This is a genomic window from Streptomyces sp. NPDC050448, assembly GCF_040655295.1.
Taxonomy (GTDB): Bacteria; Actinomycetota; Actinomycetes; order Streptomycetales; family Streptomycetaceae; genus Streptomyces.
Map to the genome: position 1 here is coordinate 62587 of NZ_JBFAJR010000040.1, position 12111 is coordinate 74697.

Annotated in this window: 10 protein-coding genes and 2 pseudogenes; 6 read left to right on the top strand and 6 right to left on the bottom strand. The window is 73.0% G+C overall.

The genetic code is table 11. The annotated features are described in order from the left end of the window. Positions 1–594 precede the first annotated feature (594 nt). A complete protein-coding gene (locus tag AB0I68_RS32780; protein ID WP_363181023.1) occupies positions 595–1290 on the bottom strand; it encodes a TerB family tellurite resistance protein in 696 nt (231 codons plus the stop codon). 203 nt (positions 1291–1493) lie between these two features. Between AB0I68_RS32780 and AB0I68_RS32785 the strand changes: the two genes are divergently transcribed. Further along, entirely contained in the window at positions 1494–2252 is a 759-nt protein-coding gene (locus AB0I68_RS32785; protein ID WP_363181024.1) for an SDR family NAD(P)-dependent oxidoreductase, read from the top strand. A 55-nt stretch (positions 2253–2307) separates the two neighbouring features. On the opposite strand, the gene leuA is transcribed toward AB0I68_RS32785, so the two are convergent. Further along, positions 2308–4071 carry a 2-isopropylmalate synthase gene (gene leuA, locus AB0I68_RS32790; RefSeq protein WP_363181025.1) on the bottom strand — a complete coding sequence of 588 codons (1764 nt, stop codon included), beginning with the start codon at positions 4069–4071 and terminating at the stop codon, positions 2308–2310. A 364-nt stretch (positions 4072–4435) separates the two neighbouring features. Here leuA and AB0I68_RS32795 point away from each other — a divergent pair, with 364 nt between their 5' ends. The 4 genes from AB0I68_RS32795 to AB0I68_RS32810 all read left to right on the top strand — a co-directional run bounded on the left by AB0I68_RS32795 (position 4436) and on the right by AB0I68_RS32810 (position 7470). Next, on the top strand, positions 4436–5509 hold the full coding sequence (locus tag AB0I68_RS32795) for a M4 family metallopeptidase (RefSeq protein WP_363181026.1): 1074 nt from the start codon (positions 4436–4438) through the stop codon (positions 5507–5509). A gap of 9 nt (positions 5510–5518) precedes the next feature. After that, on the top strand, positions 5519–5788 hold the full coding sequence (locus tag AB0I68_RS32800; RefSeq protein ID WP_363181027.1) for a protealysin inhibitor emfourin: 270 nt from the start codon (positions 5519–5521) through the stop codon (positions 5786–5788). Between the two features lie 69 nt (positions 5789–5857). After that, complete coding sequence (locus AB0I68_RS32805; RefSeq protein WP_363181028.1) at positions 5858–6688, top strand: GNAT family N-acetyltransferase; 831 nt, start codon at positions 5858–5860, stop codon at positions 6686–6688. A 95-nt stretch (positions 6689–6783) separates the two neighbouring features. After that, on the top strand, positions 6784–7470 hold the full coding sequence (locus AB0I68_RS32810; protein WP_363181029.1) for a class I SAM-dependent methyltransferase: 687 nt from the start codon (positions 6784–6786) through the stop codon (positions 7468–7470). Between the two features lie 69 nt (positions 7471–7539). Here AB0I68_RS32810 and era read toward each other — a convergent pair whose 3' ends face one another. From era to AB0I68_RS32830, 4 genes and pseudogenes are all read right to left on the bottom strand, one after another. Continuing rightward, positions 7540–8490: a GTPase Era gene (gene era, locus AB0I68_RS32815; protein WP_363181031.1), complete on the bottom strand. Its 951-nt coding sequence runs from the start codon at positions 8488–8490 to the stop codon at positions 7540–7542. Between the two features lie 486 nt (positions 8491–8976). Continuing rightward, a pseudogene (locus AB0I68_RS32820) lies at positions 8977–9600 on the bottom strand (DUF916 domain-containing protein); the annotation flags it as partial. Then, positions 9597–10880 carry a beta-xylosidase gene (locus tag AB0I68_RS32825; protein WP_363181032.1) on the bottom strand — a complete coding sequence of 428 codons (1284 nt, stop codon included), beginning with the start codon at positions 10878–10880 and terminating at the stop codon, positions 9597–9599. The pseudogene AB0I68_RS32820 and the gene AB0I68_RS32825, both read right to left, overlap by 4 nt. 141 nt (positions 10881–11021) lie before the next feature. Next, positions 11022–11915, bottom strand: a pseudogene (locus AB0I68_RS32830) (helix-turn-helix domain-containing protein); the annotation flags it as partial. 14 nt (positions 11916–11929) lie between these two features. Here AB0I68_RS32830 and AB0I68_RS32835 point away from each other — a divergent pair. Continuing rightward, positions 11930–12111: IS3 family transposase (locus AB0I68_RS32835; protein WP_363181033.1), on the top strand; the 182-nt coding region annotated here is incomplete at its 3' end.

The window sequence follows — 12111 nt, forward strand, 5'->3', positions numbered from 1 at the left end:
TGCTCACAGATATCGTCGACTTCCACAAAGTGTTGACGTCAAGAGGTGTGGGATCTGTAGGTTTCTCCAGTGGCGGATGCCTCCGCAAGGGCGTATGGCCGAAAGCCCCCGGGCCTGCCCGCCCCTGCTGCACGACGGCGAAGCCATGGCCCGTGACCTGCCCATACGAGCTTTATGGCATGCGGTGGCGCAAACTCGAGGGTTCCGCTCCGGGTGTCCAATGGGTGGATCGACCGAGTCCGGAGCGCGCCGATCCCCCCTTCGCACGGGGGTGCGCGGGGCGCGAATTCGGTCGCACGAGGCCGGATCGTTACCTCGATCGAGGCCGTTTCGGTCCGTTTTGCGAGCAGGTGGTGCAGTGGGAACCGCTGCGGATCAGCCGAACGCGACCGCCAACGCCACGATGGCGGCGGCCGCCGTGGACGCCGTTGGGACCGGCTCCCGGGAGCGGTTCGCGCGCCCCGGCATGGAGGCGCCCGCCTGCGGCGCGATCGGCGAAGCCGCCGCACTGTTGGCCGAATCGATACTGCACGCGGCGCAGTGGCCCGCGGGGCCCCCGATCCGGGATTCGCGGCGCACCCGGCCCGACGGGGGCTACGGCGCCCGTACGGCCGACAGCAGGCGGGCCACCTCGTCGGAGGCGATGCGCAGTGCGGCGCCCACCGTGGCGAGCACCTCGCGCTCGGCCGGGGTGTACGGGCCGTCCGCGAGGGCGATCCGGGCGCCCTGCAGCAGGATCGATTCACGCCCGGGCCCGGCCAGGTGCGGAGCCAGCGGTTCCAGGGCCTCGTGGAGCTCGATCGCGAGCGCGGCGCCGCAGCACTCGGGGCCGTCGTACAGCCCGAGCCGGCCCTCGTCGGTGGCGAGCGCCTCCACCAGGGACTCCAGCTGCTCCTCCGTGCAGTCCTGGAACCCCGCCGACCGTACGGCCGACACGGCGGCCTCGAGCGCGCCGCGCGCGGCGGTCCCGCCCGCCGCGAGGACGGCCAGCGTCACGGTGTGCACGGCGTCGCGCAGCATCGCCGAGAAGCGGGTGGTGGTCAGGTGGTCGAGGACCTCGGTCTCGAAGCGCTCCCGGCAGCCCTGGCACTCGATGACGGGCCCGGCCTGTCCGCGCGGCAGCAGCGGGACGCCGAGGACGGTGAACCGGCGGCGTCCGGTGCGCCTGCGGTAGTTGCGGTCGCCACCGCAGTCGGGGCAGAAGAACTCCCCGTCGCCCACGGTGCTCCAGGTGGTACGGATGCCCCAGACCGTCAGCTTCCGGCCGTCCCCACCCCGAACTGGCAGCACGTCGCACCTCCGTAACTCCCCCGTGGCCCTGCGGGCACGGGCGGGAACCCCAGGCAGCATCGCCGGGTTGGCGTGATGTTAGCCACATCGGTGAGGATGCGTCAGTCGTGTGACAAGACAACATCTCCCACCGTCGGCACTTGGCCGGTCTGCGCCCCCGGCGCCGGGCCCGCGGACGTCGCGTTTTCCCTACGCTCGCCCGCGTGAACGAGAAATCCTGTCTGGTCACGGGCGCGGCGAGCGGGATCGGCCGGGCCACCGCCCGGCTGCTGGCCCGCTCCGGCGCCTTCGTGACCGCGGCCGACATCAATGGCCCCGGTGTCCTGGAACTGCGTACGGAACTGGCCGCCGAGGGGTACGGCATCACGGCCGTGGCCGGTGACGTCGCCGATCCGGAGGCCAACCGCACGATGGTCGAGGCCGCGCTCGGGGCGTACGGACGGCTCGACGTCGCCGTGGCGAACGCCGGAGTGATCCCTCTTTCGGATGTACGGGAGACCGGCCCGGACGACTGGGACCGGGTCATGGCGATCGACGGCCGGGGGATGTTCCTGACCTGCAAGTACGCCATCGAGGCGATGCTGGCGCAGCCGGACCCCGGCGGGGCGCTGGTCTGCGTGTCCTCGGTCTCGGGGGTGGCCGGGCAGGCCCGGCAGGCGGCGTACGGGCCGGCGAAGTTCGTGGCGTCGGGGCTGACCAAGCACCTGGCGGTGGAGTGGGCGGCGCACGGGATCCGGGTCAACGCGGTGGCCCCCGGCACCATCCGTACGGAGCGGGTGCTCGCACTGAAGGACGAACCGGGCGGCCCGGAGTACCTGGCGGAGGTCTCCGCGGCCCATCCGATGGGCCGGCTCGGCGAGCCGGAGGAAGTGGCCCGGGTCATCGCCTTCCTGGCCTCCGACGCGGCCTCGTTCGTGACGGGCGTGGTCCTGCCGGTGGACGGCGGCTATCTGGCCCGCTGAACGGCGTGGCCCCGCCCCTCCGGGTGGAGGGACGGGGCCACGGCGAGGTGACGGGTCAGCGACCCGCGCGGTTGACGGCGGAGATGACCGCCTTCAGGGAGGCGCGGGTGGTGTTGGAGTCGATGCCGATGCCCCACAGGACGCGGCCGTCGATCGCGCACTCGATGTACGAGGCGGCCACGGCGGAGGCGCCCTCGCTCATCGTGTGCTCGGTGTAGTCCAGCAGGCGGGCGTCGACGCCGATGCCGGCCAGCGCGTCGAAGAAGGCCGAGATCGGACCGTTGCCGGTGCCGTCCAGGACCGTCTCCACGCCGTCCACGACCGCCTCGACGGTCAGCGTGTCCGTGCCGTCCTTGTCGGTGGCCGTCGAGCCCGAGCGCAGCTGGATGCGGCCCCACGGGTTCTCGGGGTTGGGCAGGTACTCGTCGGAGAAGACGTCCCAGATCGCCTTCGGCGTGACCTCGCCGCCCTCGGCATCGGTCTTGGCCTGGATGATCCGCGAGAACTCGATCTGCATGCGGCGCGGCAGGTCCAGCTTGTGGTCGTTCTTCAGGACGTACGCGATGCCGCCCTTGCCGGACTGCGAGTTGACGCGGATGACCGCCTCGTAGGAGCGGCCGACGTCCTTCGGGTCGATCGGCAGGTACGGGACGGCCCACTCGATGTCGTCGACGGTCTTGCCCTGGGCGGCCGCGTCGGCCTCCATGGCGTCGAAGCCCTTCTTGATGGCGTCCTGGTGGGAGCCGGAGAAGGCCGTGTAGACCAGGTCGCCCGCGTACGGGTGGCGCGGGTGGACCTCCATCTGGTTGCAGTACTCGCTGGTGCGACGGATCTCGTCGATCTGCGAGAAGTCGATCTGCGGGTCGATGCCCTGGGAGAACAGGTTCATGCCCAGGGTGATCAGGTCGACGTTGCCGGTGCGCTCGCCCTGGCCGAACAGGCAGCCCTCGATGCGGTCGGCGCCGGCCATCAGGGCCAGCTCGGCGGCGGCGACGGCGGTGCCGCGGTCGTTGTGCGGGTGCACGGAGATGCAGATGTGCTCGCGGCGGGTCAGGTTGCGGGCCATCCACTCGAAGCGGTCCGCGTGCGTGGACGGCGTCGACCGCTCCACGGTGGCGGGCAGGTTCAGGATGATCTCGCGGCCCTCGGCCGGCTGCCAGACGTCGCAGACGGCCTCGCAGACCTCCAGGGCGAAGTCCAGCTCGGTGTCGGTGAAGATCTCCGGGCTGTACTGGTAGCCGAAGGTGGTCTCCGGGCCCAGCAGCTTCTCGGCGTACTCCATGACCAGGCGGGTGCCGTCGACGGCGATCTGCTTGATCTGCTCCTTGGAGCCGCGGAAGACGACCCGGCGGAAGGTCGGGGCGGTCGCGTTGTACAGGTGCACGGTGGCGCGCTTGGCGCCGATCAGCGACTCGACGGTCCGCTCGATCAGGTCCTCGCGGGCCTGGGTCAGGACGGAGATGGTGACGCCGTCCGGGATGGCGCCCTCTTCGATGATGGAGCGTACGAAGGCGAAGTCGGTCTCGCCGGAGGAGGGAAAGCCGACCTCGATCTCCTTGTAGCCCATGCGCACCAGCAGGTCGAACATCTCGCGCTTGCGGGCGGGGGTCATCGGGTCGATCAGCGACTGGTTGCCGTCGCGCAGGTCGGTGGAGAGCCAGCGGGGAGCCTTGGTGACGCGGGCGTCCGGCCAGGTGCGGTCCGGGATGTCCACCTGCTCGTACCGGCCGTACTTGTGGATCGGCATCCCGGAGGGCTGCTGGGTGTGGGTCGCGTTCGTGATGGGCGTGGGGCGACCGACAAAAGTGTGCTGACTCATGGCGTAGGGCTCCTCGCGTGTCCGCGTGTAGTTCGCTGGGACGGCCGACGGCGGTCGTAAATCCGCAACACCAAACTCCGCGGGGAGGGGGTCGGCCTACGACTACAGACCCTCGCCGCGGCAGCTAAGGAGAAGCAGCCCGAAACGCATGATGGGCCGAGCCTAACCGAGCCGCGCCGTATCGCGAGGTCCTGTTCCAGTATGCAAGATCGGCCTGTCCGATTTGCACTGAATGTGGGATAAGCCTCATTCCGCCACTACAGCTCCGGTTGAACCGTCAACACGGCGTGACAGATTTCAGACAACCGAATGAATCATGGTTTCAGGTAGTGACACCGTCATGACCCACTGCCACATTGCCGGGATGGACGCCTCCCACGCTCACCGCCACCCCGTCTTCTGCACGGTGGTCCCGCCCCACCTGCTCGACAAGATCGCCCGATCCGAGGACACCCGGCGCGCCGACGCCGCCCAGCGCACCCTCGAACAGGACGCCCTGCTGCGCACCCGGCGCCGCGTCACCACCGTCCGCGGGATCACCCCCGCGCTGGGGACGCCCGTCTCCGACGAGCCCCGCCGGACCGTCTACGACGCGCAGCACCACACCCGGCTGCCCGGGAAGAAGGTGCGCGGCGAGGGCGGCGAGGCGGTCAAGGACGCCACCGTCAACCGCGCGTACGCGGGGCTCGGCGCCACGTACGAGCTGTTCCTGAAGGGTTTCGGCCGGCACTCGATCGACGGTTCCGGGCTGGCGCTGGACGCGAGCGTCCACTACGGCCAGGACTACGACAACGCCTTCTGGGACGGGCAGCAGATGGTCTTCGGCGACGGGGACGGAGACCTCTTCCTCGACTTCACTGTGTCGGTGGACGTCATCGGGCACGAGCTCACCCACGGGGTCACCCAGTACACGGCGAACCTCGCCTACCACGGGCAGTCGGGCGCGCTCAACGAGTCGATGTCCGATGTCTTCGGCTCACTGATCAAGCAGTACTCACTGGACCAGACGGCCGAGGACGCGGACTGGCTGATCGGCGCCGGGCTGCTCGGCCCGAACGTCAGCGGGGTCGCGCTGCGCTCGATGAAGGCGCCGGGCACGGCGTACGACGACGACGAGCTCGGCAAGGACCCGCAGCCGCCGACGATGGACGGCTACGTGGACACCTCGCAGGACAACGGCGGGGTGCACATCAACTCCGGGATCCCGAACCACGCGTTCTACCTCGTGGCCACCGAACTCGGCGGCAAGGCGTGGGAGCGGGCCGGGCAGATCTGGTACGACGCGCTGACGGGCGGGCAGCTGGCCTCGGACGCGGACTTCGCGGACTTCGCCCGGCTCTCGGTGGCGGCGGCCGTGGCCCGGTACGGCAACGGCGGCGCGGAGCACCAGGCGCTCCAGAAAGCGTGGTCGACGGTGGGCGTCCCACTGGCGGGGTAGAGGGCACGCATGCGGATTCTGGTGGTGCGGACGGGCGGTTTCGCGGGCATCGAGCGCCGGGTCGAGGTGGACACCTCGGGCCTGGAGGACGAGGCCGAGTGGCAGGCTCTGGCCCAGCTGGCGCTGCGGCCCGTCCCGGCCGCGCCCGGGCCGGGCCGGATCCGGGACGGCTTCTCGTACCGGATCACCGTCGACGGGCGGACGGTCTCCTGCCAGGAGCCGAACCTGTCGGAGGCACAGCGGGCGCTGATCACGCGCGTCCTGAAGGAGGGCGCCTGAAGCGGGACCTCTGACGGAGGACGCCGGAAAGCAGGTGCCCGAGCAGCACCGCTTTGTTTGGATGGCCGGATGACCGACCACGTGATCGATTCGACGCTGTCCGAGCTGGAGCGGTACTACGACGCGGTGCCGCGGGTGGGCGGGGCCCGCGCCGAGGACTTCGGCCCGCTGACCCTGTTCGTCCAGGAGGGCGCGGGCTGGCAGTACTACGCGCGGCCCGCGCTCGGCGCCCCCGCGGCGACCCGCGGCGACGTCGAACGGGTTTGGGCCCGTCAGCGGGAGCTGAAGGTCCCCGAGGCTTTCGAATGGGTGGCCGAAAACAGCCCCTCGCTGCGGGCCGCGGTGGAGGCAGCGGGACTCCGTGTCCACGCGCACCCCCTGATGGTCCTGGACCCCTCGGCCGAGGTCCTTCCCCCGCACCCGGAGGTCCGCCTGCTCGACGCGGACGACCCGCTGCTGACCGCCGCGGTGACGGTCCCGGCCCTGGCCTTCGCCACCCCGGGAACGGCCGTGGGCGAGGCCGGCCCCGCAGAGCTGGCGGCGGCGACGGCGAAGCCCGCGGCCGAGGAGGGCCGGGCGCGGGTGGCCGGAAAGCTGGCGGAGGGCAGCACGGCCCTGGCGGCGGCCGTACGGGACGGCGTGGTGCTCTGCTCGGGCCAGTACAACCCGGTCGGGGACGTCGTGGAGGTGGTGGGCGTCGGCACCCTCCCGTCGGCCCGCCGCCAGGGCCTGGCCCTCGCGGTCACGGCCGCCCTGGTCGCCCGCGCCCGGGCGCGCGGAGCCCGTACGGTCTTCCTCTCGGCCGGCGACGAGGACGTGGCCCGCGTCTACGCCCGCATCGGATTCCGCCGCGTGGCCACCGCCCTGATCGCGGAGCCGCCGGCGGACACCGCGGGCTGACGGCAGGGTTTGCCGGAACGGCAACAGGGTTTGTCCCTGCGGGCGGGGCGGGCGGAGCATCGGCCGTACCGGCACCCGTACGGGAAGAGGAAGCCATGACCGAGCAGCACGCGCACACCCACGCGCACACCCACGAGCACTCGCACCACTCCCCCGCGCCCGGGGCCTCGGCGGGCGAGGAGTTCTGGGACGGCCGCTACGGGGAGAGCGACCGGATCTGGAGCGGCGAGGCCAACGCCATGCTGGTGCACGAGGTGTCCGGCCTCGCCCCGGGCCGGGCCCTGGACCTCGGGTGCGGGGAGGGCGCCGACGCCGTCTGGCTGGCCCGCCGCGGGTGGACCGTCACCGGGACGGATATTTCCGGGGTCGCCCTCGGCCGGGCGGCCGGGCACGCGGCGGACGCCGGGGTCGCGGACCGCGTCTCCTTCGCGCGGCACGATCTGACGGAGTCCTTCCCGGAGGGGGAGTTCGACCTCGTCTCGGCGTGCTTCCTGCACAACTACGGGGACTTCCCCCGTGACGTCGTCCTGCGCACGGCCGCCGCGGCCGTGGCCCCCGGCGGCACCCTGCTGGTGGTCGGCCACGCGGGCTGGGCTCCGTGGCAGGACGACCGGGAGGAGGCGCACTTCCCCACGCCCGAGGAGGTCCTCGCGCAGCTGGAGCCGGTCACGGCGCGCTGGGAGGTGCTGCGGGCCGAGGAGACCGAACGGGTCCAGAACCAGCCCGACGGTACGCCCGGAACCCGCACGGACAACGTGGTGCGGGTGCGTCGGCCCGCGTAGCGGGGCGGAATGCGCGCGGCCCCGTATGCGGCCCCGGACGGGGGCCGCATACGGGGCCGCGCCGTTGCGTCAGAAGCCGAGCTTGCGCAGCTGCTTGGGGTCCCGCTGCCAGTCCTTGGCGACCTTCACGTGCAGGTCGAGGAAGACCGGGGTGCCGAGCAGCGCCTCGATGTGCTTGCGCGACTTCATCCCGACCTCCTTCAGCCGGGCGCCCTTCGGGCCGATGATGATGCCCTTCTGGCTCGGCCGCTCGATGTAGACATTGGCGTGGATGTCGAGCAGGGGCCGGTCCGCCGGGCGGTTCTCCCGCGGGATCATCTCCTCGACGACCACGGCGATGGAGTGCGGGAGCTCGTCCCGTACGCCCTCCAGCGCGGCCTCCCGGATCAGCTCCGCGACCATCACCATCTCGGGCTCGTCGGTGAGGTCGCCCTCCGGGTACAGCGGCGGGCTCTCGGGCAGCAGCGGTGCGATCAGGTCGGCCAGCAGCTGGACCTGGGTGTCGCCGACCGCCGAGACGGGGACGATCTCGGCCCACTCGAAGCCGAGCTCCTCGCCGAGCTGGTGGACGGCGAGGAGCTGCTCGGCCAGCTGCTTGGACTCGACGAGGTCGGTCTTCGTGATGATGGCGATCTTGGGGGTCTTCTTGATCCCCGCGAGCTCCTTCGCGATGAACTTGTCGCCGGGGCCGAGCTTCTGGTCGGCCGGCAGGCAGAAGCCGATGACGTCGACCTCGGCCCAGGTGGTCCGCACGACGTCGTTCAGTCGCTCGCCGAGGAGCGTGCGCGGCTTGTGCAGACCGGGGGTGTCGACCAGCACGAGCTGGGCATCGGGGCGGTGCACGATGCCGCGGACGGTGTGGCGGGTGGTCTGCGGCCGGTTGGAGGTGATCGCGACCTTGGTGCCCACGAGTGCGTTGGTCAGGGTCGACTTCCCCGCGTTGGGGCGGCCGACGAAGCAGGCGAAGCCCGCACGGTGCGGGGCGGTGGACTCGGGGGAACGATCGCTCATACGGGCCATTCTCCCCGATGCCGGTCCCAGCGCCGACCAGGCTGCCGCGACGAGGGCACCGGCGCCCGCGAGCACGGCCGCCAGCGGGGGCCGGGCGGCGTAGCCGGTGGCGGCCCGGGCGACGGCTCCCGCGGCCTCGGCGCGCACCGTGACCTCGGCCCACTCGACGGCGGGCGGGTGCTCCCACCTGGTGCTCAGCCGGGCTTCCTGGCCGGGGAGCAGCTCGGCGGGCAGCCCGGTGAGCTCACGGCCGAGGAGGCGCCGGCCGAGGGCGCCGGAGGCGGTGAGGGTGGCGCGGGGGCGCAGGGTGACGTTGCCGAGGTTGTGGAGCGTGTACGAGACCTCGCTCCCGGAGGCCCGGAGGTCCTCGACGGCCAGCGCGGGGGCGGTGGGGCCGGCCACCCGCAGGTACAGCCGGGCGGCGACGGCCTGCTGGACGCCGATCCCCTGGACGGGGGCGGCGGCTCGCTCCTCGAGCGCGACGATGGCGCCGGGGTGGTCGCCGGGCTCGGCGCGGTCGGGGACGGTGAGGGTGAAGCCGACGCTCACCGACCCTGCGGCCAAAACGGTGACCCGCTCCTGCGCGAGCTTCGCCCACGCGGCGGTGGCGCGGCGCGGCTCGTCGGGGCCGCGGAGCGCGAAGCCGCCGTCGCGGGCGGTGTTGTACGCGTCGGCGGCGTAGAGCCGGAAGGTGCGGGGGCGGTCGGTGCGGTTGGTGACGGTGACGGCGTCGGTCACGGCCGCGCCGGGGGCGGCGGCGAGGTAGAAGTACGGCCGCCGGGTCACGCTGTTGGCGGCGGGGAGGACGGACCACTGCCCGTTGTCGGCGGCCGCTGCCGTCCCGGCGGGCGCGAGCAGCAGCAGTACGGCCGCAGCCGTCGTCGAGGCCGCCCGGCGCCACACCCGCGCGGCCCACCCCTGCGGGGTGCCGCTGCGCGCGGCTCCCGTCCCCGCCCCGCCCTCTCGACGTTTCCAGGGGCTCCGTCCCGGACCCCGCGCCTCGAACGCCGGCGGGGCCGGACGGTGCGGGCCGTGCCCGGGCAGAGCCCGGGGAACGGGTGAAGGGCGGGGCGGGGCGGAGGTTCGCGCAGCGGCACCCCGCACGAGGGGGCGGCTCACGACAGGGTCAGGGTCAGCACCGCCGTGTAGGCGCCCGGCGGGGTGTACGGGGGGACCGTGAGGGCGACCGTCGCGTCGACCGTGAAGGTCCCTCCCGCCGGCGCCGCATCCGGCGTGGAGGCGAGTACCGCGCCCTCCGGCCCGACCACCCCCGCGCTGCCCGCCACGCACCGGCTCGGACTGCCCGCCGCGGCCGTGCAGGACGGGGTCCAGCTCAGCGAGGCGCCCGGGATCCGCACTCCGCCCGGGCCCGTGAAGTCCGTGACCTTGCCGATCAGCGACCACCCCGCCGGTCCGCCCCGGGCGTCCTTGACCGTGACCGTGCCGATCCGGCCGGGGGCCGCGCCGCCCTCCCCGTACGGGACCGCGCCCAGCGCGATCGCCTCGCCCGCCTGGGTCATCGACAGCGCGCCCGGTTCGACCACCGCCGTCACCGTCTGGGTGCCCGGCGGCGGGGGCGTGGCGTCGACGACCGTGTACGCCGCCGGCCCCGAGCCCTGCTGCGCCGACCAGGCCGTGCCCTCGTACGCCACCACCGCAGTCGTCGCCCTGTCCGTGACCGGCAGCTCCGCCAGGACCGCGCCCCGGTCGTCCGCCGTGGCCGCCACGCGGTCCGCGGTCTCGGCGGCGCCCGCCCGGCCGGCCACCGTCACGGCCGTGCCCGGGGCGAAGCCGGCGCCGGTGACCTTGACCTTGGCGCCCGGCTTCCCGTACGCGGTGCCGAGCGCCACCGCCCGCAGGTTGGCCCGGGGCAGCGGGGTCGCGGTGAGACGTTCGGACACCGGCGTCCCGGTGGCGCTGCACGCGGTGTCGAGGTCCAGCAGGTGGCTGGTGTGGAGGGTGTAGCCGCCCGGGGCCAGGGTGATCCCGCCGGGCGCGGTGACGGTGAACGTACCGGTCATGGTGACGGCGGGCAGACCCGCACCTGCCTGGACGGGGTCGTTCCGCTTCGCCCCCACGACGGTGACCTCACCGCTCTGCGCACCCCCCAGCAGGATCCGCCCGGTCGGGGTCAGCACATCGGCCGGGAGTTCGGTGCCGATCGGGTTCACGGCGGGGGTCCGGGCCACCTGGTAGGTCACGGTGACCGTGTCGCCGACCTTCGGCGCCGGGTCGTCGACGGTGATCCGGGCGGTGGTCGGCCCGTCGGCGGGCGGAAGTCCGGCCTCCTGCGGCGGCAGGCAGTGCGTCGGGAACTCGACCTGGCCCGGCGGCGTTTCCCCTTCGGCGGAGGCAGGCGCGCTCAGCGCACCCCCGGTCGTTGCCGCGAGCGCCGCCATGCCGACGGCCACCGACCATCCCCTGCTGCCCGCCCGTGTTCGCACGGCCCGCCCCCTGGTTCCCTCGCGCCGACAGGGGGCCATTCACGAGCGGGCGGCGGGAGAAGTCAATGCACGGATCCGGCATCATCTGATGGCCCATCAGGAGCTGGCAGGCTCCCGCCCCCCGCCCTGCGCCTCACCGGCATCCCCGCCCGTCGCGCGGAACGTGCGCCGGTACGCCGTCGGGCTCACCCCCAGCGCCGCCTGCACGTGCTTGCGCAGCGACTGCGCCGTCCCGAACCCCGTCTCCCGCGCCACCTGTTCCATCGATAGGTCCGTCCGCTCCAGCAGCCACCGGGCCCGTTCCACCCGCTGTCCGACGATCCACTCGCCGGGGCTGACCCCGGACTCCTCCCGGAACCGGCGCGTGAACGTCCGTACCGACATGGCCTCCTGCCGGGCCAGGTCGACCAGCCGCACCGGCTCGTGCAGCCGGTCCAGCACCCACGCGCGGGCCGCCGCGGTGCTGGCCAGTTGCGGCTGCGGCACCGGGCGGTCGATGAACTGGGCCTGCCCGCCGTCCCGGTGCGGCGGTACGACGGTCCGCCGGGCCACGTCGTTGGCGACGGCCGCGCCGTGGTCGCGGCGCACGATGTGCAGGCACAGGTCGATGCCGGCGGCGACCCCGGCCGAGGTCAGCACGTCCCCGTCGTCGGTGTAGAGCACGCCGGCGTCCACCCGTACGGCCGGGAAGAGCAGCTGGAAGTGCTCGGCGTGGGCCCAGTGCGTGGTGGCGGGGCGGCCGTCCAGAAGGCCGGCGGCGGCCAGCACGTACCCGCCCGTGCAGATGGAGACGAGCCGCGTCCCGGGCCGGATGTGACCGAGCGCCGCGGCGAGCTCGCCGCTCAGCCGGCCCTCCTCGTACACCGGCCCGAGCTCGTACGAAGCGGGCACCACCACCGTGTCGGCCGTGGCCAGCAGCTCGGGGCCGTGCTCGACCTGGACCGCGAAGTCGGCGTCCGTGCGCACCGGCCCGGGAGCCAGGGCGCAGCTGTCAATACACGTCCGTGAAGCTCACAACACGCCTGGTCAGGGCCGGGATCCAGGCGTCCATGGGCTCGGTCGGCGACTCGTTCGACAATGCCCTGGCGGAGAACCTGTGGATGGTGATCAAGACCGAGTGCATCCGCGGCCGGGTCTTCGCCACCAGGGCCGAGGCGAACCTCGCGCTCTTCGAGTACCTCGACGG

Excerpts from the sequence above, each read along its gene's own strand:
- leuA (WP_363181025.1), bottom strand. The coding sequence starts at position 4,071 with ATGAGTCAGCACACTTTTGTCGGTCGCCCCACGCCCATCACGAACGCG.
- AB0I68_RS32795 (WP_363181026.1), top strand. The coding sequence starts at position 4,436 with ATGGACGCCTCCCACGCTCACCGCCACCCCGTCTTCTGCACGGTGGTC.
- AB0I68_RS32800 (WP_363181027.1), top strand. The coding sequence starts at position 5,519 with ATGCGGATTCTGGTGGTGCGGACGGGCGGTTTCGCGGGCATCGAGCGC.
- AB0I68_RS32805 (WP_363181028.1), top strand. The coding sequence starts at position 5,858 with ATGACCGACCACGTGATCGATTCGACGCTGTCCGAGCTGGAGCGGTAC.
- AB0I68_RS32810 (WP_363181029.1), top strand. The coding sequence starts at position 6,784 with ATGACCGAGCAGCACGCGCACACCCACGCGCACACCCACGAGCACTCG.
- era (WP_363181031.1), bottom strand. The coding sequence starts at position 8,490 with ATGGCCCGTATGAGCGATCGTTCCCCCGAGTCCACCGCCCCGCACCGT.
- AB0I68_RS32825 (WP_363181032.1), bottom strand. The coding sequence starts at position 10,880 with ATGGCGGCGCTCGCGGCAACGACCGGGGGTGCGCTGAGCGCGCCTGCC.